The organism is Pantoea sp. M_10, assembly GCF_008631515.1.
Taxonomy (GTDB): domain Bacteria; phylum Pseudomonadota; class Gammaproteobacteria; order Enterobacterales; family Enterobacteriaceae; genus Pantoea; species Pantoea anthophila.
Genome location: NZ_VWUL01000001.1, coordinates 1,372,759 through 1,396,378 on the forward strand (window position 1 = coordinate 1,372,759; position 23,620 = coordinate 1,396,378).

A 23,620-nucleotide genomic window follows, 5' to 3' on the forward strand; every position below is an offset into this window, starting at 1 on the left:
ACCCGCGCGCTGGTTGCGGCTTTTTAGCGCGTCCGGGAGCGCACCCGGTGAAAAACAGTGATATTCTCGGGCCTGGCTCGTCAGATTCTCTGACGGCGATTTTTCACTGGAAACTCGCGATGTCCGGCCTCGCCGGTACACTGACACAGGAGACCTGTCGTGTCTGAATTGTCTCAACTCTCTCCACAGCCGCTGTGGGATATTTTCGCTAAGATCTGCTCTATTCCTCACCCCTCTTTTCACGAAGAAGCGCTGGCGAGCTACATTACCGGCTGGGCTAAAGAGCAGGGCTTCTGGTGTGAGCGCGATCAGGTCGGCAACATCCTGATTCGCAAGCCCGCCACCGCTGGCATGGAAAACCGGACCCCGGTCGCGCTGCAGGCGCACCTCGACATGGTGCCGCAGAAGAATAACGACACCGTGCATGACTTTACCAAAGACCCGATTCAGCCGTGGATTGATGGCGAGTGGGTCAAAGCGCGCGGCACGACGCTGGGTGCCGATAACGGCATCGGTATGGCCTCAGCGCTGGCGGTGCTGGCTGACAACAGCCTGACCCACGGCCCGCTGGAAGTGCTGCTGACCATGACCGAAGAGACCGGCATGGATGGCGCATTCGGTCTTCAGCCCAACTGGCTGCAGGCCGAAATCCTGATCAACACCGACTCTGAAGAGGAAGGTGAGATCTACATGGGCTGCGCGGGCGGGATCGACTTCGTCTCCTCCCTGCCGCTGACCCGTGAGGCCGTGCCTGCTGAGTTCCAGACCCTGAAGCTGACGCTGAAAGGGCTGCGTGGCGGTCACTCCGGTGCCGATATTCACATGGGCCTCGGCAACGCCAACAAGCTGCTGGCGCGCTTCCTGGCGGCCCACGCGGCTGAACTGGATCTGCGTCTGCTGACCTTCACCGGCGGCACACTGCGCAACGCCATTCCGCGTGAAGCCTTTGCGACCGTTGCGGTTGAAAGTCACAAAGCGGATGCGCTGAAATCGGCGGCGGCGCAGTTCCTGAGCGCTATCCAGAACGAGCACGGTATCAAAGAGCCGAACATCGCCCTGGTCACCGAGCCGCTGGCGCATCAGGGTGCCGCCCTGAGCGCTGACAGCCGCGATCGCTTCCTGAACCTGCTGAACAGCACGCCAAACGGCGTCATCCGCAATTCAGACGTGGCAAAAGGCGTGGTTGAAACCTCACTGAATATCGGTGTGGTGACGATGGAAGAGGATCACGCCGAGATCAACTGCCTGATCCGCTCGCTGATCGACACCGGCCGCGATTATGTGGTGCAGATGCTGACCTCGCTGGGCCAGCTGGCCGGTGCGCAGACTAAAGCGAAAGGCGGCTATCCTGGCTGGCAGCCGGATGCGGACTCCGCCATCATGGCGCTGACCCGTCAGACCTACATCGCCCTGTTCGACAAGACGCCGAACATTCAGGTGATCCACGCCGGTCTGGAGTGTGGTCTGTTCAAGAAGCCTTACCCGAACATGGATATGGTGTCGATTGGGCCGACCATCACCGGGCCGCACTCGCCAGATGAGCAGGTGCATATTGAAAGCGTTGGCCTTTACTGGAAACTGCTGACCACCCTGCTGAATGTGGTGCCAGAAAAGTAATCCGGTCGTCAGAAAAATGAACCAGGCTCCTGCCTGGTTTTTTTATGCCTGCCACTTTCCCCCAGCATAATTCGCTGCCTTCTTTTCGTTTTCCCCCGCTATTCCGCCACGTTCCCGCGCTTCGCTGGTTATAGCCGCCATTATGTCCGGATGTCTGGATGGCTAATAAGATTTCGTGCTAGCTTATGCGCTTTCGGCTGTTGCCGCGCCTGAAGGTTCAGGAAAAAATGCGGCCACTCATTCTTCAGGAGAGTCATCACATGCCAGGGTTAAACTGCCTTGAGATGCGTAACATCTCCATCGCTTTTGGCGGGTTTGCCGCGCTATCGTCGGTGGATTTCCGCAGTGAAGGCCATTCGGTTCATGCGCTCACCGGTGCGAACGGAGCGGGCAAATCCACGCTGATGGCGATCCTGTCCGGCGCGCACAGCCACTACAGCGGCGAGATCCTGCTTGATGGCCAGCCGGTCTCCATTCGCACACCGCGCGAGGCTAAGCAGCTGGGCATTCATCTGGTTCAGCAGGAAGTGGATGTGGCGCTGGTGCCGCAGCTCAGCGTGGCGGAAAACATCCTGCTGGACCGACTGGCCGAGCCGGGTCACCGCTATCGCTGGGGAGAGATCCGCCGTCAGGCGCGGGCGCTGCTGGCTCAGCTCGATGTGGTGCTGGATGTTAACCGGCTGGTGGAGCGCTGCACGCTGGCGGAAAAGCAGCAGATTCTGTTAGCGCGGGCGCTGTCGCACCACTGCCGCTTCCTGATACTGGACGAACCCACCGCCCCGCTGGACCAGCATGAAAGTGAGCGACTGTTTGCCGTGGTGCGTCGCCTGCAGGCCAGCGGCATCGGCGTGGTCTTTATCTCTCACCGCATCCATGAACTGAAAGCCATCTGTGACCGTCTGACGGTGCTGCGCGACGGCCGCCTGATTGAAACCGGCCCGATGGCCGCGCTGAGCGGAGAGCAGATTGTTGAGAAGATGCTGGGTCATCAGCTGACCGACATCTTCCCGCCGCGTCGTCCACAGCAGGCGCAGCCGCTGCTGATGGCGGTGGAGGGACTTCACGATGCGCAGCGGCTGCAGGCTATCTCGCTGCGCCTGCACAAAGGGGAGATTCTGGGGATTGCCGGCCTGGCCGGCGCGGGGAAAACCGAACTCTGCAAAGCTCTGTTCGGCGCCACACAAAGTCGCGTCAGCCGGGGTGAACTGCACGGTCAGCCTTGGCAGCCCCGCTCGCCGCACGATTCGGTCAGCCGTCGCATGGCGCTGGTGCCGGAGGAGCGGCGCAAAGAGGGGATCTTTATTGATGAGTCGGTCGCGATGAACCTCAGCGTCAGCGCGGATGACAGCTTTTCGCGCTGGAGCCTGTTTGGTCATCGCCAGGCGTGGCGCTGGGCCGAGCAGATTATCCGGCAACTGCAGGTGCGCACCACCGGTCCGGCTCAGACGCTGCGCCGCCTGTCGGGGGGCAATCAGCAGAAAGTGGCGATCGGCAAATGGCTGCGTAATAACGCCGACGTGCTGATTTTCGATGAGCCGACCAAGGGCGTCGATATCAAAGCCAAAACCGAACTGTTTACCCTCATCGACAGCCTGGCGCGGGAAGGGAAAGGGATTATCTACGCGTCGGGTGAATTTTCTGAACTGGTCGGCTTATGCGACCGGATTTGCGTGCTCTGGGATGGACGCATTGTGGCTGAACTGGCTGCAGGTGACGTCACCGAAGAGACGCTTTTGCTCTATTCCACCGGAGGAACCCCTGCGTGAGCAGCAAAGAGACCCACCTGAAACTGACCGCCACCCCGTGGCATCACCAGCTATTCGACTTTCTCTATAAATGGGGCATGCTGCTCACGGTGGTGATCCTGATCGCCGCTTTTGGGCTGGCTTCCGACAGCTTCCTTGAACCCAATAACATCATCAACATTCTGCGTTCGATTGCGATTGTGACGGTCATTGCCGTTGGCGTCTCTATCTCCCTGACCGTCGGCGGCTTTGATCTGTCGGTCGGCTCGACCGCCTCGCTGGCTAACGCGCTGGTGATTTCACTGTTTGTCTGGTACGGCTTTGGCACCACTACCGCGATTCTGATCACCCTGGCGCTCTGCACGCTGGTCGGGCTGTTCAACGCCTTCCTGATTGTGATCCTGCGCATCCCCGACATGCTGGCGACGCTGGCGACCCTCTTCGTGATTCAGGGGGTGGCGATGACCTACAGCTTCGGCGGGTCGATCACCGAGAACATGGTGCTGCCGAGCGGTGATATGGCGGAAGGCACCATTCCGGCGGCGTTTGGCCTGCTCGGTCAGGTGCCGACCATTGTCATCATCATGCTGGTGGTGACCGTCGCGGCACAGCTGGCGCTCTCCCTGACCAAACATGGTCGCCGGATGTATGCGCTGGGCGGCAATCCGGAAGCGGCGCGCCTCTCCGGCATCCGCACCACCCGCTACCGGGTACTGGCTTACGTCATCGCCTCCCTGCTGGCGGGCCTGGGCGGCATTCTGCTCGCCTCGCGCATCGGTTCATCCCAGGTCAACGCCGGCAGCGGCTACCTGATGGACGCGGTCGCGGCGGCGTGGATAGGCTTCTCACTGGCGGGCTCCGGCAAGCCAAATGCGCTCGGCACGCTGGTCGGCGCGGTGATCCTGGGCGTGCTGCAGAACGGCCTGGTCATGCTCTCTGTGCCCTACTACGCCATGGACATCATCAAAGGGCTGGTGCTGGCTTTAGCACTGGCGATCACCTATATCCAGCGCCGCTGAGGCGCGTCTACCGGAGTTGATAACAATGCAAAAAATAACGCTCTCGCTGCTGGCCCTGAGCCTGCTGAACGCCAGCGCCGCCTTCGCGGAGACCGTCACACCGGTGCCTGCGGCCATCGCGGGTCATGACGGCCCCATCCGCATTGCGGTGATCCGCAATCTCGGCTCCGATGACAACACCACCCAGTTTGTTGCCGGTGCCATTCAGCAGGGTCGTCAGCTTGGCTTTAAGGTCAGCACCTTCCTCAGCAACGGCGACGACGCGCGCTTCCAGGACTTCGTTAATCAGGCGATCAGCCAGAAGTATGACGGCATCGTGCTGTCGCACGGTAAGGCGCCCTACGCCAGCGGGCTGGTGAAGCGCATTGCCGATGCGGGCATCAAACTGTCGGTGTTTGATACCCCGGTGGAGAGCCCGATTCCCGGCGTCACCGTTACCGCTCAGGATGATGCCTCGCTGGCGCAGCTGTCGCTGGGCCAGCTGATCAACGATTTCCACGGCAAGGCGAATATCGTCAAGCTGTGGGTCGCCGGTTTCCCGCCGATGGAGCGCCGTCAGGTGGTATATGAAAAACTGCTGAAAGAGAATCCGGGCATTCATCAGCTGGAGTCGATTGGGGCCGTTTCAACTGACGTGCAGGGCGACACCGCCAACAAGATTGGTGCGATTCTGGCGAAATACCCGAAAGGGAAAATCGACGCGATCTGGGGAGCCTGGGATGCGTTCAGCCAGGGGGCTTACAAGGCGCTGCAGGAGAATGGCCGGACCGAGATCAAGCTCTATAGCATCGATGTCTCGAACCAGGATTTGCAGCTGATGCGTGAGAAAAACAGCCCGTGGGTGCAGACGGTGGCGGTCGATCCTAAAACCATTGGCGCGGTCAATATGCGGCTGGTGGCGAAGAAGATTGCCGGTGAAGAGACACCAGCGACGTATCAGTTTAAAGCGGCGTCAATCTCTCAGCAGCAGCTGAACAGCCAGCCTGGCGCAGTGAACGTCGCCTCGCTGAACAAAATCATTCCGGGCTGGGGCAGCAATGAGGATTTTGTCGCACCGTGGTTCGCCACCCTGGCCGCGAAATATAAGAAATAATCTGGCGTCAGCCCTGCCGGCGGGTGAGGCTGACTTATAAACCCAGCAGGAGCTGACGTTCCAGCTGGGGATCCACCATCGTCACGTGCAGTCCCACCAGCCGCACACCGCGCCCGGCGCGGCGCTCATCCCAGGTCTTGCGGGCGATTGCGATCATGTCCTCTTTATTCAGCACCGGCCAGATATGCTCCTGGGTGGTCTGCTGAAAATCACTGAACTTCAGTTTGACGCCCTGACGCGCCACCTGTCTGTCGGGTCGGATCTGCGTCAGCCGGCGGTCGAGTTCGGCATAGAGAAAATCGATGATCTCCAGGCAGGCCTCCCAGTCGCTGATATCTTCCGCCAGCGTACGCTCGACCCCCAGCGATTTACGCTCGCGCTCAACGATCACGCCGCGCTCATCAATGCCGTGGCTGCGCTCCCACACCACCCGGCCAAACTTGCCAAAGCGCTTCAGCAGCTGGGCTAAATCGGCCTTCTGCACGTCGCCACAGGTCACCAGCCCCATCTCTTCGAGCTTCTTTGCGGAGACTTTGCCTACGCCGGGGATCTTCGCCAGTGGCAGCGTCAGTAAAAAGTCAGGCATCTCTGCCGGGGTGATAACACACTGCCCGTCCGGCTTATTCAGGTCGGAGGCGATCTTGGCCAGAAACTTGATCGGGGCGATGCCGGCCGAGGCGGTCAGCCCGGTTTCACGGTAAATCGTGGCGCGGATCGCCTGCGCCATCAGCGTGGCCGAGCCGTGGCAGTGCGGGCTGTCCGTCACATCCAGATAGGCTTCATCCAGCGAGAGCGGTTCAATCAGCGGGGTATAGCGGGAAAAGATTTCGCGGATCTGCGCGGAGGCTTCCTTATAGGCGTCGAAACGCCCTGGCAGAAGGCGCAGATGCGGGCATAGCTTCAGGGCCATGCCGGTCGGCATAGCGCTGCGCACACCAAATTTGCGGGCCGGGTAGTTGGCGGTACTGATGACCCCGCGACGTTCGCGGCTGCCACCGATGGCGATCGGGATGTCGCGCAGCTGGGGATTGTCACGCATCTCCACTGCGGCATAGAAGCAGTCCATATCGACATGAATGATTTTACGCATACCCCCCTCCGGCACTGGATAAGTATACAGCTGACAGGGGTAACTGCAATATTTGTTGCCCGGGCGAATAAAGTTTACAAATTTCTGGCCGAATAACCTTCAGTAAATCGCGAATTTGGCCGACGCCGTCTTGCTAAAAAAACAGACAATGTTTAATGTTGCGCTGCGGTAGCGGATAGTTCCGATAATGCCAACAAAGACGCAAAATTTGTGTCATGTTCTCTTCACCTCAAGGTATACACAGCATGGGCAAAATCGCACTCCTGTTTGCGATGATTTTACTGCCAGCCCTCAGCATGGCAATGACTCCCGAACCCGTTCAGTCAGCGGCACCGGTCAGCAAAGAATTAAAGAAGCAGTTACTCGGCACGCCGGTCTACATCCAGATCTTCAAGGAAGAACGCACGCTCGAACTCTACGGCAAAATCGGTAACGAATATCGCCTGCTGGATACCTACCGCATCTGCAACTTTTCTGGCGGCCTCGGCCCGAAACGCCGTGAAGGCGATTTCAAAAGCCCGGAAGGTTTTTACAACGTGAAGCTGAATCAGCTGAAGCCCGACAGCCGCTTTTATCGCGCCATCAACATCGGCTTCCCGAATCAGTACGATCGCAATCAGGGCTACAGCGGTAACTACCTGATGATCCATGGCGACTGTAAGTCGATTGGCTGCTATGCCATGACCAACGCCTATATGGATGAGATTTTTACCTATGTGAATGCCGCGCTGCGAAACGGCCAGCAGGATGTCAGCATCAGCATCTATCCGTTCCGCATGACCGACAGCAATATGCAGCGTCACCGCTACTCCACCTATGCCAGCTTCTGGCAGCAGCTGCAGCCGGGATACGCTTACTTTGCGAAGTATCACCAGCCGCCGATGGTCAATGTCGCCAGCGGGAAATATGTGATGAACAGCAGCCCGGCACCGGCTTTAGCCAGTCCCGAAGCCGCTTCCCGTTCATTCCTGGCGCTCTCCAAGGCAGAATAACGCCCATTCACCTGGCGCAATCCGCTGCCAGGTTTCATTGGCCGTCAGAGGCTGCGTTGCAATCACCGTCACCACGTCATGCGGCGTGGTGTGCTGCTGAAAATCAACTTCCACATCCTGATCGAGCAGCTGCGCCCGGCCAAACGGGGCGCGACGGGTGATCCAGAAAAGGTTGGTCGAGCAGAAGGCCATCAGATAACGTCCGTCTGACAGCAGCATGTTGAATACCCCCTTCTGCCGCAGCGCGGTGGCCAGCTCGCCAATGAAGCGGAACACCGCCGGCCAGTTGCCCGGCGTGCGCGGATAGCGTGTCGCCAGCTGATGCAGGATCCAGCAGAACGCCTTCTCACTGTCCGTTTCCCCCACCGGCCGGAATGTGCCGGTCTCCAGCTGCTTATAGCCCTTCAGCTGCCCGTTGTGCGCGTAGGTCCAGTTGCGGCCCCACAGCTCGCGGGTGAACGGATGGGTATTCTCCAGCGACACCTGCCCGCGATTCGCCTGACGGATGTGCGCCACCACCGAGTGCGACTTGATCGGGTACTCCTGCACCAGACGCGCAATCGGAGAGTTAAAGCTCGGCAGCGGATCTTTAAACGTACGGCAGCCTTTATCTTCGTAAAAGGTAATGCCCCAGCCATCTTTGTGAGGTCCGGTTCCCCCGCCCCGCTGAACCAGTCCGGTAAAGCTGAAACAGATATCCGTGGGAACATTGGCGCTCATCCCGAGCAATTCGCACATAGCCACCGCCTCTGATTAAGCGGCCCCCCGTCAGACAGGAGGCCAGCGCAGTTACTTCACCATCTCTTTTTCGACCAGCAGCATCAGGATGTGGATCACCTTGATGTGGATCTCCTGAATGCGATCGGCATAACCAAAGTGTGGCACCCGGATCTCAATATCGGCACTGCCGGCCATCTTACCGCCATCTTTGCCGGTCAGGGTGATCACTTTCATCCCCTGCGCACGGGCGGCTTCAACCGCTTTAATGATATTGGCAGAGTTGCCCGACGTTGAGAGGCCCAGCAGCACGTCGCCCGGACGCCCCACCGCTTCCACATAGCGTGAGAAGACGTAGTCATAGCCAAAGTCATTACTGACGCAGGAGAGATGGCTGACGTCAGAGATGGCAATCGCCGGATAGCCAGGACGATTTTCACGATAGCGGCCGGTCAGCTCTTCGGCGAAATGCATCGCATCACAATGGGAGCCGCCGTTACCGCAGGAAAGCACCTTGCCACCCGCCTTGAAGCTGTCAGCCAGCAGCACCGCAGCACGTTGGATCGCATGAATATTGGCGTCATCGCTGAGGAATTTATTCAGCGTATCAGCAGCTTCATTAAGCTCAGAGCGGATGATGTCCTGGTACATAGGGATGTCCTTTATAAGAAGAGGTTAATCGCAGCAAGTTTAACGGAATGGCCGGTCAGCGCAAAGCTTCATGCCACGCCTGACCCGGCGGTAGCGGTGTGGATTCCGACACCGGTTGTCGAATAAAACGGCAAAAATCCGTTTTTGTGAAGCAGGTTGTAATTGCGATGTAAACAAATTGATAAATCCGCCCGACTGCTCTAAACCTCTCTACATAACAGGTCAGACCTCTTACTACTTGCGGAGTGGTTCACTATGATGGTTGTTTCGATACTTGCCACGGTGGCGCTGATTGGCGCCCTCTTCTATCACCGCCTGTCGCTGCGGACCGCCAGCGCGATCCTGCTGCTGTGGACCGCCGCGATGGCGGTCGCGCATCTCTGGACGCCGTGGCTCCTGCTGCCGCTGGCGATCCTGCTGCTGCCGTTCAACCTGCCGTCGCTGCGTCGCAGACTCTTTTCACAGCCGATGCTACAGCGCTTCCAGCAGGTGATGCCGCCGATGTCCCGCACCGAGAAAGAAGCGATTGATGCGGGCACCACCTGGTGGGAAGGCGATCTGTTTCAGGGCAAGCCGGACTGGCAGAAGCTGCATAACTACCCGCAGCCGCGCCTGACGCCGGAAGAGCAGGCTTTTCTTGACGGCCCGGTTGAAGAGGCGTGCCGCCTGGCGAACGATTTCCGGATTACCCATGAGATGGCTGACCTGCCGCCGGAACTCTGGGCCTACCTGAAAGAGCATCGTTTCTTCGCGATGATCATTAAAAAAGAGTATGGCGGACTGGCCTTCTCCGCCTATGCGCAGGCCTGCGTTCTGCAGAAACTGGCGGGCGTCTCCGGGATTCTGGCGATCACGGTGGGTGTACCTAATTCACTGGGTCCGGGCGAACTGCTGCAGCATTACGGTACCGAAGCGCAGAAAAATCACTATCTGCCGCGACTGGCGCGCGGTGAAGAGATCCCCTGCTTTGCGCTGACCAGTCCGGAAGCGGGGTCAGATGCGGGTGCGATCCCGGATACCGGTGTGGTCTGCATGGGTGAATGGCAGGGTGAGCAGGTGCTGGGCATGCGGCTGACCTGGAACAAGCGTTACATCACCCTGGCCCCGATCGCGACCGTGCTCGGCCTGGCCTTTAAACTGACCGACCCGGATCATCTGCTGGGCGATAACGCCAGCCCGGGCATCACCTGTGCTCTGATCCCGACCAGCACGCCAGGCGTGGAGATTGGTCATCGCCACTTCCCGCTTAACGTGCCGTTCCAGAACGGGCCGACGCGCGGCAAAGATATCTTTGTGCCGATTGACTTTATCATCGGTGGCCCGGAAATGGCCGGACAGGGCTGGCGGATGCTGGTGGAGTGTCTGTCGGTGGGCCGTGGCATTACGCTGCCCTCCAACTCAACCGGCAGCCTGAAGAGTGTGGCGCTGGCAACCGGCGCTTACGCGCACATCCGTCGTCAGTTCCGGCTCTCTATCGGTAAGATGGAAGGGATTGAAGAGCCGCTGGCGCGCATTGCCGGTAACGCCTATGTGATGGACGCCGCGGCTACGCTGATTACCGCCGGGATTATGCAGGGTGAAAAACCGGCGGTGCTGTCAGCAATTGTGAAATATCACTGCACCCACCGCGGCCAGCGCGCCATTATTGACGCCATGGACATTGCCGGCGGCAAAGGCATTATGCTGGGTAACAGTAACTTCCTGGCACGCGCCTATCAGGGTGCGCCCATCGCCATTACGGTGGAAGGCGCGAATATCCTGACCCGTAGCATGATTATCTTTGGTCAGGGGGCGATCCGCTGTCATCCATATGTTCTGCAGGAGATGGCCGCCGCCGCCAGCAACGATGTTAATGCCTTCGATGATGCGCTGTTCAGTCACATCGGCCACGTCGGCAGCAGCACCGTGCGCAGCCTGTGGCTGGGATTCACCGCCGGACGCACCAGCGCCAGCCCGACCCGCGATGCCACCCGTCGCTACTATCAGCATCTGAACCGCATCAGTGCCAACCTGGCGTTGCTCTCAGATGTGTCGATGGCGGTACTGGGCGGCAGTCTGAAACGCCGCGAGCGCATCTCGGCGCGCCTGGGCGATGTGCTGAGCCAGCTCTATCTTGCCTCAGCCACCCTGAAACGCTATGACGATGAGGGCCGTAATGAAGCCGATCTGCCGCTGGTTCACTGGGGCGTGCAGGATGCCCTGCATCAGGCAGAGGTCGCGATGGACGATCTGCTGCGTAACTTCCCGAACCGGCTGGTCGCGGGTGCCTTACGCATGGCTATCTTTGCGGGCGGACATCACTGCCCTGCCCCGTCTGATCGTCTGGATCACCAGCTGGCAAAACTGCTGCAACAGCCGTCAGCGACCCGCAGCCGTCTGGGCCGGGGCATCTATCTGACGCCGGGCGAGAATAACCCCGCCGGTCAGATGGAACAGGCGCTGCAGGAGGTGATGGCAGCCGAAGTGATTTATGACCGCCTGTGCAAACAGACAAAGCAGCATCTCTCCTTCACCCGTCTGGATGCGCTGGCGAAGCGTGCGCTGGAGCAGGGCTGGATCGATGTGAAGGAAGCAGAGGTGTTGCAGCGTGCTGAAGCCAGCCGTCTGCGCTCCATCAACGTGGATGAGTTTGAGGCAGATGCACTGGCGGTGCCGGTGGCGGAGAAAGCGCCTCAGCCTGCGTCGCGCACCAGCGAGGCGGCGTAGCGTTCAGGCCGGTGTGATGGCCGCACCGGGTTGCTGAACTTAAAGCGATGGGAGCATACGCCCGGAGTACGGAGGCGTATACTTCCTGAGCCAGCTCTGTTTCAGAGGCCGACATCATGTCGGCCTTTTTTATCCCGCCTGGCGGATGCGGGCAATCAGCGCATCCACATCTTCCACGTGATCGGCAGCCAGAATCAGCGTACGTCCTAAATTAATCGCGTTACCAATGCAGTCTGTGCGCATCGCCGGATCGGCAATCAGCTTCATATCCGCCACGTGGGACATCCCCACCGTGCGCCGAATCAGTTCGGTGCCGCAGTAACCGATGGTGTCAGCCCAGACCTTGCGCAGAAACGCCGCCGCATAGCCGGGCCAGGACAACGCCTCATCGCGGGTTTTCTCTGCCGCCAGCGCCAGAAAATGCGAAGCAAACGTCGACCAGAGACGATGGACATCACTCAGCCGCTGCTCGCGCGCATCGGCTGCCTCACGCGGAGCCAGCAGCCCCGGCAGCGCGCAGTAGTTAATCAGCAGGTTGCCAATCGCCGTTCCGACATCAAACCCAATCGGGCCAAAGTAACCGAACTCCGCATCAATTGCCTTCAGGCTGCCGTCAGCCACGAAAATCGAGCCGCTATGAATATCGCCATGCAGCAGCGCTTCGGCATGCGCAAAAAAGCGATGCTTCAGCCCGCCGACGGCAATGCGCAGCGCATCGTCGTTGCGCAGGCTGGCCACCAGCGGCTCAAGCGCATCAGGATAGCTGTTACGCTCATGATCGGTGTAGGGATCGTTAAAGAAGAGATCTTCGGTGATTTCACACATTTCCGGATTAATGAAACGCGCCACTTCCGCCTTTTTCTGATGCGGATGCAGAACGAAATCGGAGGTATGAAACAGGGTCTGTGCCAGATAAACGCCCAACTGTGCTGCGGCTTCCGGGTAGTAGGCGCCCTTCACCAGCTCGCCGCGCCAGATACGGTGGCTGGAGAGATCCTCCATCACCATCACCGCCAGCTCCGCATCATAATGCGTCACCTGCACCGTATGCTGCGGACAATATTTATAGTGCTCGACCAGGGTCTGCGCTTCCAGCCTCGCCCGATCCAGCGTCAGCGGCCAGGACTCCCCGACGCAACGCACATAGGGCAATGCCTGCTTGACCACTACCCGGCTCCGGCCCTGATCGTCATAAACTTTGAACACCAGATTAAGGTTGCCATCACCAATCTCTTCAGCGCTGCAGAGCGCGGCAGGATCGTCCACGCCGCTAAATTGCCGGGCATACTCAACAGCATCAGCAGCAGTAAAGGTACGGTATTGCGACATTGCCTGTTCCTCATCAATCGAAGGCGGATAACCCAGGTGTAATAAGCCGTTCAGACGTCTATACATCCGTTCAGCATGTTGGCACAATACGCATCATTAACGCAACATGGATTTCACCCACAATGCAGACACTCAAAACCACCAGCTTAGAGGTTCGTGACAATCAGCTCTGGATTCTGGATCAGCAGGCGCTGCCGCAGCAAAAGAACTGGCTGCCCGCACACAGCGTCACGCAGCTGATTGACCATATTCATGCGCTGCGGGTGCGCGGTGCGCCGCTGATTGGCCTCTCTGCCTCACTGCTGCTGGCGCTGCTGGCTGAACAGGGGCAGACCCGCGCTGAACTGGCACAGGCGCTGGAACATCTGCGTGCCGCCCGGCCAACCGCCGTTAATCTGATGAACAATCTTGACCGGATGAAAGTGGCGCTGGCCCAGCCGGCGTTTGTCACTGCGCTGACGGACGAAGCCTGGCGGCTGGTGCAGGAGGATAAACAGCTCTGTGATGCGATTGCTGAAGCCGGTTGCACGCGGATCAAACCGGGCAGCCAGCTGCTCACCCACTGCAATACCGGCGGGCTGGCCACCGCGGGCGTGGGCACCGCGCTGGGCGTGATTGCCCGTGCGCATCAGCAGGGGTGGATCAAAAATGTCTGGGTGGATGAAACCCGACCGCTGTTGCAGGGCGGCCGGTTAACCGCGTGGGAGCTGGGCGAACTGGCGATCCCCTATACCCTGATCACCGATTCCATGGCCGCCAGCCTGATGGCGCGCGGCGAGGTGGATGCGGTCTGGGTCGGTGCCGACCGCATTGCCGCCAACGGTGACGTGGCCAATAAAATCGGCACCTACAGCCTGGCGGTGCTGGCCCACTATCACCAGATTCCGTTCTACGTCGCGGCTCCCCATACTACGCTGGATCGTCACTGCCCGGATGGCGCCGCCATCCCGATAGAGCAGCGCGCCGCCAGCGAAGTCGCGGGCGTGGCGGGCAGTTTTGGCAGCGTGCAGTGGGCACCGGAAACGGCCAGGGTCTTCAATCCGGCGTTCGATGTGACGCCAGCCGCCCTGATCAGCGGCTGGATACTCGACACGGGGGTGGTCACGCCTGACCAGGTGCAGAGCGGCATCTTCCAGCCGCAGTAAGCGATATCAGGGGTTTGCGGCAGCGCGGAGGCTCACCGCAAACCCCTTTCCGGCCGTGGGCCGATCAGGCCAGACGCGGATAGGCATCGGCGATCTTATCGCCGGTGAAGTGCGCCACCCAGCCTTCCTGGTTGTCAAAAATCCGGATCGCCGTGAAGTGCGGTGACGATCCCATATCAAACCAGTGGGGCGTGCCCGCAGGCACTGAGATCAGATCGTTCTTTTCGCAGAGGATCTGCAGGATCTCACCGTCAAGATGCAGACAGAACAGCCCGGCCCCCTCGACAAAGAAACGCACCTCATCTTCGCCGTGCGTATGCTCGGAAAGAAACTTCTCACGCAGCACCGTTTTCTGCGGATTATCGGCGCGCATACTGATCACGTCCCAGCTCTGATAGCCCTTCTCAGCCACCAGCCGATCAATCGCATGCTGATAGGCCTTAATGACCGTTTCCGCATCCGGGTTCTCACCCAGATCGCGATCGGCTTCCCAGCGTTCAAAACGCACCCCTTTCGCGTTCAGGCGTTCCCGAATCGCCTCTGCTTCGGTACTGTGCCAGACCGGCTGGCTCGCTTCGCGGTCAGTAAAAATCGTCAGTGCGCTCATGCTAAATCGACTCCGGGTTAATCTGGGAAAAATCCGTCACCTGACGATGACGGCTCTCGCTGTCCGCCTCGCCACGCAGTAACTGTATCGTCTGCCAGCCCGCCTCCGCGGCGGCATCCAGCTCCTGACGAATATCAGAGAGGAACAGCAGCTGCTCCGCTGGCTGCCCGATCTCAGCGGCGATCGTGCGATAGGCTGTCACCTCGCGTTTGGCGCCGACGTGCGTATCAAAGTAGCCGCTGAAGATGTCAGTAATATCACCTTCGTCGCTGTAGCCAAATAACAATTTCTGCGCCGCAACCGAACCGGAGGAATATACATAGAGTTCAATGCCCTGCGCCTGCCAGCGGCGTAACGCAGGTAGCACATCGGGATAGAGATGGCCGGTAAAACTGCCATTAAGATAGCCATCACGCCAGATCATGCCCTGCAGCGCTTTCAGCCCGGTGGATTTGCGATCCTGATCCATAAAATCGGACAGGATCGCGATGACCGCTGCCAGATCGGCCTGCGGCTGCCCCGCTTCTTCCCGCACCGACTGCAGCGCCGCCGCGACCTCTGGCTGATGCTGATGCTCTCGCAGAAAGTCCGCCAGATGCTGACGGGCATAGGGGAACAGGATGTTGTGCACAAAGCGAATATCGCTGGTGGTGCCTTCAATATCAGTAACAATGGCGCGGATCATGCTTTCTCCAGCAGGCGACGTTGACGTTCACATTCAAATAAAAATTCCAGACCTTCCAGATGGCGGCGCGCTTCGCTGACATCTTCGCCCCAGCAGGTCAGGCCGTGGCCGCGCAGCAGGAAGCCGTAACGCAGCGGAAAGCGGGCGGCGTAATCTTCAATCTCTGACGCCAGCGCCACGATATCCTGACTGTTGTCGAACACGGGGATCGCCACCGTCTCCAGATGGGTATGCTGACCGCTTAGCGATTTTTGCATCTCATACCCGTGCAGCAGCAGCGCTGCGCCCTGCTCCACCCGCGACAGCACCGTGGCATTGACCGTATGGGTGTGCAGCACGGCGCCCGCTTCAGGAAAGAGGCGATAGATCAGCGTGTGCAGGCCGGTTTCGGCCGAGGGCTTACGACCCGACAGCGACTGGCTGGTGGCGATATCGACCTCGATAAAGTCATCACGCGTCAGCGTGCCCTTATCTTTGCCCGATTCGCTCAGCAGGCAGACATGCCCGTCGCGGCGAACCGACATATTCCCGCCGGTGGCCGGAGCCCAGCCTTTCATGCCTATCCAGTGACAGGCGGCAACCAGCTGATCTAACGGATGACTCTGCGACATAAAGGTTCCTTGCGGTGAAAGGTGATACCACGTAAGCAGGCGCTGCCAGCGCCGCTGTTGCGCGAAGCGTAAAGCAGTTAAAGGCGAAATGATCCGTGTGTCAGCAAGGCGGCAAGCGCGCTTATCCCGGGGAGCTTACATGAGTAAGTGACCCGGGTAAGCAAGCGCGGCCAACGCCGGTGACGCGCGGAGCATAAAGCATTTAGACGTCTAAGCGTCTTGATTGCCAAATACTACCATCCTGTTTATAGTGGCACAAACCCCGGGTGACCCCGCTTCTCTCTTCGCGCTTAAGGCCTGACATCATGACGCAGTACAACCTGATCCCCGAGAGCAAACTTCCGGCGCTCGGCACCACGATTTTCAGCCAGATGAGTGCGCTGGCGCAGCAGCATAACGCCATCAACCTCTCTCAGGGCTTCCCCGATTTCAGCGGCCCGGACTATCTGCAGCAGCGGCTGGCCTATCACGTCAGCCAGGGCGCGAACCAGTACGCGCCGATGACCGGGGCGCTGCCGCTGCGTCAGGCGATCGCGGAGAAAACCGCGCGGCTTTATGACTATCAGCCTGATGTGGAAACGGAGATTACGGTGACGGCGGGCGCAACCGAAGCGCTCTATGCGGCGATTACCGCGCTGGTGCGTCCGGGCGATGAGGTGATCTGCTTTGATCCCAGCTACGACAGCTATGCCCCGGCGGTCACGCTCTCGGGCGGCGTCATGAAACGTATTGCGCTGCAGCCGCCCGCCTTCCGGCCAGACTGGCAGGCGTTTGCCGGGCTGCTGAGTGATAAAACCCGGCTGGTGATCCTGAACACCCCGCACAACCCGTCAGCCACCGTCTGGCAGCAGCAGGATTTTGCCGCGCTGTGGCAGGCGATTGCTGCGCGACCGGTCTACGTGCTGAGCGATGAAGTTTACGAGCATATCTGTTTTGATGAAGCGGGCCACGCCAGCGTGCTGGCCCATCCTGACCTGCGTCAGCGCGCCATCGCGGTGTCGTCGTTTGGCAAAACCTTTCACATGACCGGCTGGAAGGTGGGCTACTGCATCGCCCCGGCGGCGATCAGCGCTGAACTGCGTAAGGTACATCAGTATCTGACCTTCTCGGTCAATACCCCGGCGCAGCTGGCGATTGCCGATATGCTGCGTGAGCATCCGGAGCACTATCAGGCCCTGCCCGCCTTCTATCGCGACCGCCGCGATCGGCTGGCGAATGCACTGCGTCACAGCCGCTTCAGGGTTTTACCGTGCCAGGGCACCTACTTTTTGCTGGTGGATTACAGCGCGATCTCCGATCTGGATGATGTCAGTTTCTGCCAGTGGCTGACCCGCGAAGTGGGCGTCGCCGCGATTCCTCTGTCGGTGTTCTGCGCCGATCCCTTTCCTCATAAACTGATTCGTCTCTGTTTTGCTAAACAGCCGGCGACGTTAGATGCTGCCGCGGAGCGCTTATGTCAGCTTTAAAAATCACGCTTTTGCAGGAGACGCTGAGCTGGATGGATGGCGAAGCCAACCTGCGCCATTTTGACGAACAGCTGGCCGGACTCACCGGACGCGATCTGATTATCCTGCCCGAGATGTTTACCACCGGCTTTGCGATGGAGGCTGCGAAAAGCTCCCTGCCGCAGGCGCGGGTGGTGGAGTGGCTGCATCAGCATGCCCGCCGCAGCGATGCGCTGGTGGGCGGCAGCGCGGCGATCCAGACCGAAAACGGCGCGGTGAACCGTTTCCTGCTGGTGGAGCCGGACGGCACGCTGCACCAGTATGACAAGCGGCATCTGTTCCGCATGGCGGATGAACATCACCACTATCAGCCCGGCGAAGCGCGTCAGGTGGTGGCGTGGCGCGGCTGGCGCATCCTGCCACAGATCTGTTATGACCTGCGCTTCCCGGTCTTCTCCCGCAACCGCAACGACTACGATCTGGCGCTCTATGTCGCCAACTGGCCAGCGCCTCGCGTCTTACACTGGCAGGCGCTGCTGTTAGCGCGGGCGATTGAGAATCAGGCGTATGTCGCAGGCTGCAACCGCGTCGGCAGTGATGGCAATCAGCATCACTACAGCGGCGACAGCCAGATTATTTCGCCGCAGGGCGAGATCCTGAGTGCGGCGGAACCACATCAGCGCGCCCGGCTGGATGCGACGCTGTCGCTGGAGGCGCTGCACGCTTACCGCGAACGCTTCCCCGCCTGGCAGGATGCGGATCGCTTTTCGCTGTAAACGGCCGGCTCAGCTGCCGCGGTAGGTTGACCAGGACCAGGGGGAAATCAGAAACGGCAGATGGAAATGGCTGCCCGCCTCGGCAATCATGAAATCGATCTGCGCGCTGACATAGAGCGCATCCCGACCGGCGGCAGCAAAATAGTCGCCGATTTCAGCGGTCAGGCGATAGTGCCCCGGCGTCAGCGGCTCCGGGGTCAGATCTTTCAGTCGTCCGTCGCTGTCCGTTTCACCCTGAGAGACGGGAAACCACCCCTCCGGGCTGTTCTGCTCCAGCGATATGGCCACCCCACTGGCCGGTTTTCCCAGCGCCGTGTCGAGAATATGCGTGGTAACGGTACTCATTGAATCGTCTCCCTGAGGCGTAAGAGTGTGATTTCACGCAGCTGATCCAGCGCCTCCTGCTGTTCAGCCTGATCGTCATTCTGCAGCCGGCGCTGCAACGCTGCCAGCATCTCCTCGCCGCTGCGCCCTTTCGCGCGAATCAGAAAGACCCGGCCAAAGCGCGCCTCATAGGCCTGATTACCCTGCTGCATCGCCTGTTGCAGGGCATGATCGGCCTGCTGCATGGCGGACTGCTCGCCGCGCGACAGCGTCGCCTCTTTGTCTGCGCCCCGCGCGCGTTCGCCGATGCGCGGATGCGCCGACAGCGCCGCGGCCAGCTCGGGCTGCTGCCACTGGCGGGCCAGCGTGTCGGCGCGGGTCAGCAGCGCGTCTGTGGTGGCAAACGGACGAGCGGCCACCAGCGACTGCTGCCAGTGCGGGATCGCCACACAATGCCGGATAGCCGCCAGCGCCTCGTCAGCCGGCAGCTGATTAAACGTCGTTAATTCCATTTTCAGCTCCGTCCGGCGATCAGCGTGACCGCCTGCAGATAGGCCTGCAGCGCCGGTGCCACATCCTGCACTGCGACAGACTCGGCCGGATGATGGCTGATGCCGCGATGGTTTCGCACAAACAGCATACCGACCGGCCAGCGTTCAGCAATGGCGATGGCGTCATGTCCGGCTCCGCTTGGCAGCGACAGGCTGCGTCCCTGCACCGTTTCAACCGCATGGCTCAGCGCCTGCTGCAGCGCCGAGTCACAGGCGGTGGCCCCGATGCGATAAAATTCGTTCGACGTAAACTGCACTCCACGCCGCAGCGCAATCGCTTCGGCCTGGGTTAACAGCGTGGAGAGCAGGGTCTCCAGCGGATGATCGAGCGGGCCGCGCACATCCAGCGACAGCGACACCTCGCCAGGGATGACATTCACCGCCCCCGGGGCACAGCTGAGGGTGCCGACGGTGGCGACCAGCTGCGGGTCCTGCTCACGGGTGGTCTGCTCAATAAACACCATCCACTCGGCGGCCGCAGCCAGCGCATCTTTGCGGTGGGTCATCGGCACCGTGCCGGCATGGCCCGCTTCACCGCTAAAACGGCAGTGAAGACGACGCGCCCCATTGATGGCCGTGACCACGCCCAGCGCCAGATCCTCCTGCTCCAGGCAGGGGCCCTGCTCAATGTGCAGTTCAAGATAGCCGACGATATCCTCTGCCCGCCGGGCCGCCGCGCCGATTTGTGCACTGTCGAGCCCGACATCCGCCATCGCCTGCGCCACGGTAATGCCGTTGCCATCGGGATGGGTTACCCAGCTTTGCGGCCAGCTGCCGGTAATACCGCGGCTGCCAAGCAGCGTGATGCCAAAGCGGGTTCCCTCTTCATCACCGAAACCGATCACCTCTATCGCCAGCGGCAGACGGCACTGGTGCTCATGAAGCCACTGTACGGTTTCGATGGCGCTGAGCACGCCCAGCATTCCGTCGTAGCGACCGGCGTTACGTACCGTGTCGAGATGCGAACCGAGCAGCAGCGCGGGCGCCCCCGCTTCGGCTGCATCGTAGCGGCCACAGATATTGCCGACTTCATCCTGCCAGACCGTCATCCCCGCGGCCTGCATCCACTCCCCTACGCAGGCGTTGGCGCGCAGATGTTCCGGCGACAGATAGACGCGGGTCAGGCCCTCCGTCGTTTCGCTAATCGCTGCCAGCGCATCACAGCGCGCCATGACGCGCTGTGCAGCAGCGAGGGCTTCGCTGGCGCTCATCATCATGCCTGGCTCCCGTAGTGATCCCAGGCGGCCTGAGCTCCCGCGCCCTGCGGCGTGCGATACCCCAGGTGAGTCAGCACCGTTTCCAGCGCGGCCAGCGTCTGCAGCACGCAATCTTTACGCGCGTTGTAGCCCATGGTGCCGATGCGCCAGACCTTGCCATGCAGTGGGCCAAACGAGGTGCCGATCTCAATGCCGAAATCCTCCAGCATCAGCTTGCGCACCTGGTCGCCATTTACGCCTGACGGGATCATCACGCCCAGCACGTTGTTCATTTTGTTTTTCAGATCGCCGAAGGTTTCCAGCCCCATCCCCTGAATCCCCTTCAGCATCGCTTCACCATGCAGTTTGTGACGGGCGATCCCGTTGTCCAGCCCCTCCTGCAGGATCAGGCGGGCACATTCGCGCGCGCCAAACAGCGCGCTGGTCGCTTCGGTATGGTGATTGAGTCGCTCCGGCCCCCAGTAATCCATGATCATGCCGAGATCGAAATAGTTGGAGTAGATCATCTCCTCCTCGCCATCCTGATGCGCCTCGGTGCGGATCCCCTGCTCCACGCATTTACGTTTGCGGATCACCGCGGCCATCTCTGCGCTCAGGGTGATCGGCGAGGTGCCGGAAGGCCCGCCCAGACATTTCTGCATCCCCGCCGAGACGGCATCCAGTCCCCAGGCATCCGTTTCCAGCGCGTTACCCGCCAGCGACGCGGTAGCATCGGTGTAGAACAGCACGCCATACTGCTTACAGATAGCACCCAGCTGCGCCAGCGGCTGCAGCATGGTGGTGGAGGTGTCGCCCTGCACCGTGAGCAGCAGGCGTGGCCGAACTTTTTTAATCGCCTCTTCAATCTGATCGGGGGTAAAGACCTCGCCCCACGGCACTTCGATGGTGTGGACGTCTGCCCGGCAGCGGCGGGCAATCTCGCACAGCAGATGGCCGAAGCGGCCAAACACCGGCACCAGCACCTTATCACCAGGCCGGATAGCGGAGAGCAGAATCGCTTCGATACCGGCGCGGGAGGTGCCATCAACCAGCAGCGTCCAGCGGTTTTCGGTGCGAAATACGCCGCGATAGAGCGCCATCACTTCGTTCATGTAGTGGGTCATCGCCGGGTCGTACTGCCCCAGCAGCTGACTCGACATGGCGCGCAGCACGCGCGGATCGGCGTTGATCGGGCCAGGTCCCATCAGCAGACGCTGTGGCGGATTGATTTGCGGGTAATGATTGATATCCATGCGGGTTTCCTTTTTTAAGACTCAGAGGCGCACTGAAGAGATAAACTGCTTCAGCTCCGGCGATTGCGGCTGCGCAAACAGCGTTTTACTATCGCCCTGCTCCCAGACGCGCCCCTGATGCATAAAGACCACTCGATCGCCCACGTCGCGGGCGAAATTCATTTCATGCGTGACGAGGATCAGCGTCATGCCTTCCGCTGCCAGCTGCTCCAGCACTTTCAGGACTTCGCCCACCAGTTCGGGATCCAGCGCAGAGGTGATCTCATCACAGAGTAAAACTTTGGGCGTCATCGCCAGCGCACGGGCGATCGCCACGCGCTGCTGCTGGCCGCCCGAGAGGCTGGCAGGGTAATAGTTAAGGCGCTCGCCCAGCCCCACCTTCTCCAGCATCTGCGTCGCCAGCGCCCGGCATTCAGCGTCGCTTTTCTTCAGCACGCGGCGCGGTGCCAGCATGACGTTTTCCAGCGCCGTCATGTGCGGGAAGAGGTTGAAGTTCTGAAACACCATGCCAATCGAGCGGCTGATTTCACGCGCCTGCGAGTCACGACTGGTGATGGTCATGCCGCCGAGCTTGATGCTGCCCTCCTGATAGCCTTCCAGCCCGTTCATACAGCGCAGCAGCGTGCTTTTGCCCGATCCGCTGCGACCGATGATCGAGATCACCTCTCCCATGTCGATATCCAGATCCACGCCTTTCAACACATGGTTGTCGCCGTAATATTTTTGCACCTGATTAATGGTGATGAGCGGCATTGAATTTTTTCTCCAGATACTGGCTGTAGCGAGACAGCGGATAACACATCAGGAAGTAGCCCAGCGCCACCAGCCCGAAAACTTTAAACGGCTGGTAGGTCACGTTGTTCAGAATCGTGCCCGCCTTGGTCAGCTCGATAAACCCGATAATCGACGCCAGCGCGGTGCCCTTGATAACCTGCACGGCAAAACCTACCGTCGGGGCGATGCCGATGCGGATCGCCTGCGGTGCAACCACCCGCCACAGCGTCTGACCAAAGGTCAGGCCGAGGCAGCGTGACGCTTCCCACTGCCCTTTCGGCAGGGCGCGAATGCTGCCGTACCAGATATCCACCAGAAAGGCGCTGGTGTAGAAGGTCAGCGCCAGCGAGGCGGCCGTCCAGGGTGCCACATCAATGCCAAATAAGCCGACGCCAAAAAAGGCCAGAAACAGCTGCATCAGCAGCGGGGTTCCCTGAAACAGCGCGGTGTAACCCCGTATCGCACGCGTCAGCCATTTGCGCTGCAGCAGACGCAGCAGCAGCAGAGGCAGCGTCACCAGGGTTCCGCCGACAAAGGCCACCAGCGACAGTAACAGGGTCCAGCGCGCCGCCAGCAGCAGGTTGCGCACGATGTCCCAGTCGGTAAAGGTCGTCATCATGAGGGCTGCACTCCAAACCATTTACGGCCTATCGCCAGCAGCAGATGGCGCATCGCAATCGACAACGCCAGGTAGATCAGCGTGGTCACCAGATAAACTTCAAAGCTCAGAAACGTGCGCGACTGGATCAGGTTAGCGGCGAAGGTCAGCTCCTCGTAGGAGACCTGCGACACCACCGACGACCCCAGCATCACGATAATGCACTGGCTCACCAGCGCCGGATAAATCCGCTGCAGCGCAGGAGGTAACACCACCCGCAGGAAGGTCTGGCTGCGGGTCAATCCCAGCACCCGCCCCGCTTCCCACTGCCCTTTCGGGGTCACCTGGATGCCGGCACGGATGATTTCGGTGCTGTAAGCGCCCAGGTTGATCAGCATCGCCAGCAGCGCCGCCTCACCGGCGGTGAGTTTCAGACCCAGATTCGGCAGACCGAAAACGATAAAGAACAGCTGCACCACAAACGGCGTATTACGGATCAGCTCGACATAGAGGCCCCAGAGGCGGCTCAGCCAGCCCGGTTTACCGCTGCGCAGCGCCGCGCCTGCGATGCCAATCGCCACCCCACCGGTGGTCGCCAGCAGCGTCAGCTGAATGGTGACCCAGAGGCCGGAAAGCAGCTCCGGCCAGTAGGGCCACAACGCGGGAAAGTTAAGTTGCCCGGTCATGAATCTGTCC

General features: G+C 60.2%; 23 protein-coding genes. 9 read left to right on the plus strand and 14 right to left on the minus strand.

The genetic code is table 11. From position 1 onward, the window contains the following. The first annotated feature begins 159 nt into the window (after nucleotides 1–159). From pepD to F3I47_RS06665, 4 genes are all read left to right on the plus strand, one after another. Nucleotides 160–1,617 carry a beta-Ala-His dipeptidase gene (gene pepD / locus F3I47_RS06650; RefSeq protein ID WP_009091896.1) on the plus strand — a complete coding sequence of 486 codons (1,458 nt, stop codon included), beginning with the start codon at nucleotides 160–162 and terminating at the stop codon, nucleotides 1,615–1,617. 260 nt (nucleotides 1,618–1,877) lie between these two features. Continuing rightward, nucleotides 1,878–3,383: a sugar ABC transporter ATP-binding protein gene (locus F3I47_RS06655; RefSeq protein WP_150029326.1), complete on the plus strand. Its 1,506-nt coding sequence runs from the start codon at nucleotides 1,878–1,880 to the stop codon at nucleotides 3,381–3,383. After that, complete coding sequence (locus tag F3I47_RS06660) at nucleotides 3,380–4,381, plus strand: ABC transporter permease (RefSeq protein ID WP_009091899.1); 1,002 nt, start codon at nucleotides 3,380–3,382, stop codon at nucleotides 4,379–4,381. The genes F3I47_RS06655 and F3I47_RS06660 overlap by 4 nt, the downstream gene beginning before the upstream one ends. A gap of 25 nt (nucleotides 4,382–4,406) precedes the next feature. After that, nucleotides 4,407–5,474 carry a sugar ABC transporter substrate-binding protein gene (locus tag F3I47_RS06665; RefSeq protein ID WP_046101305.1) on the plus strand — a complete coding sequence of 356 codons (1,068 nt, stop codon included), beginning with the start codon at nucleotides 4,407–4,409 and terminating at the stop codon, nucleotides 5,472–5,474. Nucleotides 5,475–5,508: 34 nt separating this feature from the next. On the opposite strand, the gene dinB is transcribed toward F3I47_RS06665, so the two are convergent. After that, on the minus strand, nucleotides 5,509–6,564 hold the full coding sequence (dinB, locus tag F3I47_RS06670; protein WP_058956394.1) for a DNA polymerase IV: 1,056 nt from the start codon (nucleotides 6,562–6,564) through the stop codon (nucleotides 5,509–5,511). Between the two features lie 245 nt (nucleotides 6,565–6,809). On the opposite strand from dinB, the gene dpaA reads away from it, so the two are divergent. Next, nucleotides 6,810–7,556 (plus strand): peptidoglycan meso-diaminopimelic acid protein amidase, encoded by a 747-nt coding sequence (gene dpaA, locus F3I47_RS06675; RefSeq protein WP_150029325.1) that lies wholly within the window; start codon nucleotides 6,810–6,812, stop codon nucleotides 7,554–7,556. On the opposite strand, the gene F3I47_RS06680 is transcribed toward dpaA, so the two are convergent. Beyond that, complete coding sequence (locus F3I47_RS06680; RefSeq protein ID WP_009091903.1) at nucleotides 7,527–8,294, minus strand: class II glutamine amidotransferase; 768 nt, start codon at nucleotides 8,292–8,294, stop codon at nucleotides 7,527–7,529. The genes dpaA and F3I47_RS06680 overlap by 30 nt on opposite strands. 51 nt (nucleotides 8,295–8,345) lie before the next feature. Continuing rightward, nucleotides 8,346–8,924: a D-sedoheptulose 7-phosphate isomerase gene (lpcA, locus tag F3I47_RS06685; protein WP_009091904.1), complete on the minus strand. Its 579-nt coding sequence runs from the start codon at nucleotides 8,922–8,924 to the stop codon at nucleotides 8,346–8,348. Nucleotides 8,925–9,179: 255 nt separating this feature from the next. Between lpcA and fadE the strand changes: the two genes are divergently transcribed. Continuing rightward, a complete protein-coding gene (gene fadE / locus F3I47_RS06690) occupies nucleotides 9,180–11,630 on the plus strand; it encodes an acyl-CoA dehydrogenase FadE (protein WP_150029324.1) in 2,451 nt (816 codons plus the stop codon). Nucleotides 11,631–11,759: 129 nt separating this feature from the next. Here the strand turns inward: fadE and mtnK are convergent, their stop codons facing one another. Further along, nucleotides 11,760–12,959, minus strand: a complete 1,200-nt coding sequence (gene mtnK, locus F3I47_RS06695) for an S-methyl-5-thioribose kinase (RefSeq protein WP_150029323.1) — start codon at nucleotides 12,957–12,959, stop codon at nucleotides 11,760–11,762. Nucleotides 12,960–13,081: 122 nt separating this feature from the next. Here mtnK and mtnA point away from each other — a divergent pair, with 122 nt between their 5' ends. Further along, nucleotides 13,082–14,104, plus strand: a complete 1,023-nt coding sequence (gene mtnA, locus F3I47_RS06700; protein WP_150029322.1) for an S-methyl-5-thioribose-1-phosphate isomerase — start codon at nucleotides 13,082–13,084, stop codon at nucleotides 14,102–14,104. Nucleotides 14,105–14,168: 64 nt separating this feature from the next. Here the strand turns inward: mtnA and F3I47_RS06705 are convergent, their stop codons facing one another. From F3I47_RS06705 to F3I47_RS06715, 3 genes are read right to left on the minus strand one after another with little or no spacing between them, the layout of a single operon-like run. Continuing rightward, complete coding sequence (locus F3I47_RS06705; protein WP_009091908.1) at nucleotides 14,169–14,711, minus strand: acireductone dioxygenase; 543 nt, start codon at nucleotides 14,709–14,711, stop codon at nucleotides 14,169–14,171. A gap of 1 nt (nucleotide 14,712) precedes the next feature. Beyond that, nucleotides 14,713–15,396 (minus strand): acireductone synthase, encoded by a 684-nt coding sequence (gene mtnC / locus F3I47_RS06710; protein ID WP_009091909.1) that lies wholly within the window; start codon nucleotides 15,394–15,396, stop codon nucleotides 14,713–14,715. Then, on the minus strand, nucleotides 15,393–16,007 hold the full coding sequence (locus tag F3I47_RS06715) for a methylthioribulose 1-phosphate dehydratase (protein ID WP_150029321.1): 615 nt from the start codon (nucleotides 16,005–16,007) through the stop codon (nucleotides 15,393–15,395). The genes mtnC and F3I47_RS06715 overlap by 4 nt, the downstream gene beginning before the upstream one ends. Before the next feature lie 320 nt (nucleotides 16,008–16,327). Here F3I47_RS06715 and F3I47_RS06720 point away from each other — a divergent pair, with 320 nt between their 5' ends. Beyond that, nucleotides 16,328–17,473, plus strand: a complete 1,146-nt coding sequence (locus F3I47_RS06720) for a pyridoxal phosphate-dependent aminotransferase (protein ID WP_181405357.1) — start codon at nucleotides 16,328–16,330, stop codon at nucleotides 17,471–17,473. Then, nucleotides 17,461–18,228: an amidohydrolase gene (locus tag F3I47_RS06725; RefSeq protein ID WP_150029320.1), complete on the plus strand. Its 768-nt coding sequence runs from the start codon at nucleotides 17,461–17,463 to the stop codon at nucleotides 18,226–18,228. Before F3I47_RS06720 ends, F3I47_RS06725 begins: the two co-directional genes overlap by 13 nt. A 9-nt stretch (nucleotides 18,229–18,237) precedes the next feature. On the opposite strand, the gene uraH is transcribed toward F3I47_RS06725, so the two are convergent. The 7 genes from uraH to F3I47_RS06760 are packed head-to-tail and all read right to left on the minus strand — an operon-like array spanning nucleotide 18,238 to nucleotide 23,610. Next, nucleotides 18,238–18,573 carry a hydroxyisourate hydrolase gene (gene uraH / locus F3I47_RS06730; protein WP_009091913.1) on the minus strand — a complete coding sequence of 112 codons (336 nt, stop codon included), beginning with the start codon at nucleotides 18,571–18,573 and terminating at the stop codon, nucleotides 18,238–18,240. Then, nucleotides 18,570–19,064 carry a 2-oxo-4-hydroxy-4-carboxy-5-ureidoimidazoline decarboxylase gene (uraD, locus tag F3I47_RS06735; RefSeq protein WP_046101297.1) on the minus strand — a complete coding sequence of 165 codons (495 nt, stop codon included), beginning with the start codon at nucleotides 19,062–19,064 and terminating at the stop codon, nucleotides 18,570–18,572. Before uraD ends, uraH begins: the two co-directional genes overlap by 4 nt. Nucleotides 19,065–19,066: 2 nt before the next feature. Beyond that, entirely contained in the window at nucleotides 19,067–20,320 is a 1,254-nt protein-coding gene (gene hpxK, locus F3I47_RS06740; protein WP_150029319.1) for an allantoate amidohydrolase, read from the minus strand. Further along, a complete protein-coding gene (locus F3I47_RS06745; protein WP_009091916.1) occupies nucleotides 20,317–21,552 on the minus strand; it encodes an alanine--glyoxylate aminotransferase family protein in 1,236 nt (411 codons plus the stop codon). Before F3I47_RS06745 ends, hpxK begins: the two co-directional genes overlap by 4 nt. A gap of 21 nt (nucleotides 21,553–21,573) precedes the next feature. After that, nucleotides 21,574–22,305 carry an amino acid ABC transporter ATP-binding protein gene (locus F3I47_RS06750; protein ID WP_009091918.1) on the minus strand — a complete coding sequence of 244 codons (732 nt, stop codon included), beginning with the start codon at nucleotides 22,303–22,305 and terminating at the stop codon, nucleotides 21,574–21,576. Next, complete coding sequence (locus F3I47_RS06755; RefSeq protein ID WP_009091919.1) at nucleotides 22,286–22,942, minus strand: amino acid ABC transporter permease; 657 nt, start codon at nucleotides 22,940–22,942, stop codon at nucleotides 22,286–22,288. Before F3I47_RS06755 ends, F3I47_RS06750 begins: the two co-directional genes overlap by 20 nt. After that, nucleotides 22,942–23,610 (minus strand): amino acid ABC transporter permease, encoded by a 669-nt coding sequence (locus F3I47_RS06760; protein WP_009091920.1) that lies wholly within the window; start codon nucleotides 23,608–23,610, stop codon nucleotides 22,942–22,944. Before F3I47_RS06760 ends, F3I47_RS06755 begins: the two co-directional genes overlap by 1 nt. Between the last annotated feature and the right edge of the window lie 10 nt (nucleotides 23,611–23,620).

Excerpts from the sequence above, each read along its gene's own strand:
- mtnA (WP_150029322.1), top strand. The coding sequence starts at position 13,082 with ATGCAGACACTCAAAACCACCAGCTTAGAGGTTCGTGACAATCAGCTC.
- mtnK (WP_150029323.1), bottom strand. The coding sequence starts at position 12,959 with ATGTCGCAATACCGTACCTTTACTGCTGCTGATGCTGTTGAGTATGCC.
- F3I47_RS06725 (WP_150029320.1), top strand. The coding sequence starts at position 17,461 with ATGTCAGCTTTAAAAATCACGCTTTTGCAGGAGACGCTGAGCTGGATG.
- uraH (WP_009091913.1), bottom strand. The coding sequence starts at position 18,573 with ATGAGTACCGTTACCACGCATATTCTCGACACGGCGCTGGGAAAACCG.
- F3I47_RS06705 (WP_009091908.1), bottom strand. The coding sequence starts at position 14,711 with ATGAGCGCACTGACGATTTTTACTGACCGCGAAGCGAGCCAGCCGGTC.
- F3I47_RS06745 (WP_009091916.1), bottom strand. The coding sequence starts at position 21,552 with ATGGATATCAATCATTACCCGCAAATCAATCCGCCACAGCGTCTGCTG.
- F3I47_RS06755 (WP_009091919.1), bottom strand. The coding sequence starts at position 22,942 with ATGACGACCTTTACCGACTGGGACATCGTGCGCAACCTGCTGCTGGCG.
- F3I47_RS06665 (WP_046101305.1), top strand. The coding sequence starts at position 4,407 with ATGCAAAAAATAACGCTCTCGCTGCTGGCCCTGAGCCTGCTGAACGCC.
- lpcA (WP_009091904.1), bottom strand. The coding sequence starts at position 8,924 with ATGTACCAGGACATCATCCGCTCTGAGCTTAATGAAGCTGCTGATACG.
- F3I47_RS06760 (WP_009091920.1), bottom strand. The coding sequence starts at position 23,610 with ATGACCGGGCAACTTAACTTTCCCGCGTTGTGGCCCTACTGGCCGGAG.
- mtnC (WP_009091909.1), bottom strand. The coding sequence starts at position 15,396 with ATGATCCGCGCCATTGTTACTGATATTGAAGGCACCACCAGCGATATT.
- hpxK (WP_150029319.1), bottom strand. The coding sequence starts at position 20,320 with ATGATGATGAGCGCCAGCGAAGCCCTCGCTGCTGCACAGCGCGTCATG.
- F3I47_RS06680 (WP_009091903.1), bottom strand. The coding sequence starts at position 8,294 with ATGTGCGAATTGCTCGGGATGAGCGCCAATGTTCCCACGGATATCTGT.
- F3I47_RS06715 (WP_150029321.1), bottom strand. The coding sequence starts at position 16,007 with ATGTCGCAGAGTCATCCGTTAGATCAGCTGGTTGCCGCCTGTCACTGG.
- dinB (WP_058956394.1), bottom strand. The coding sequence starts at position 6,564 with ATGCGTAAAATCATTCATGTCGATATGGACTGCTTCTATGCCGCAGTG.
- fadE (WP_150029324.1), top strand. The coding sequence starts at position 9,180 with ATGATGGTTGTTTCGATACTTGCCACGGTGGCGCTGATTGGCGCCCTC.
- dpaA (WP_150029325.1), top strand. The coding sequence starts at position 6,810 with ATGGGCAAAATCGCACTCCTGTTTGCGATGATTTTACTGCCAGCCCTC.
- F3I47_RS06750 (WP_009091918.1), bottom strand. The coding sequence starts at position 22,305 with ATGCCGCTCATCACCATTAATCAGGTGCAAAAATATTACGGCGACAAC.
- F3I47_RS06655 (WP_150029326.1), top strand. The coding sequence starts at position 1,878 with ATGCCAGGGTTAAACTGCCTTGAGATGCGTAACATCTCCATCGCTTTT.
- uraD (WP_046101297.1), bottom strand. The coding sequence starts at position 19,064 with ATGGAATTAACGACGTTTAATCAGCTGCCGGCTGACGAGGCGCTGGCG.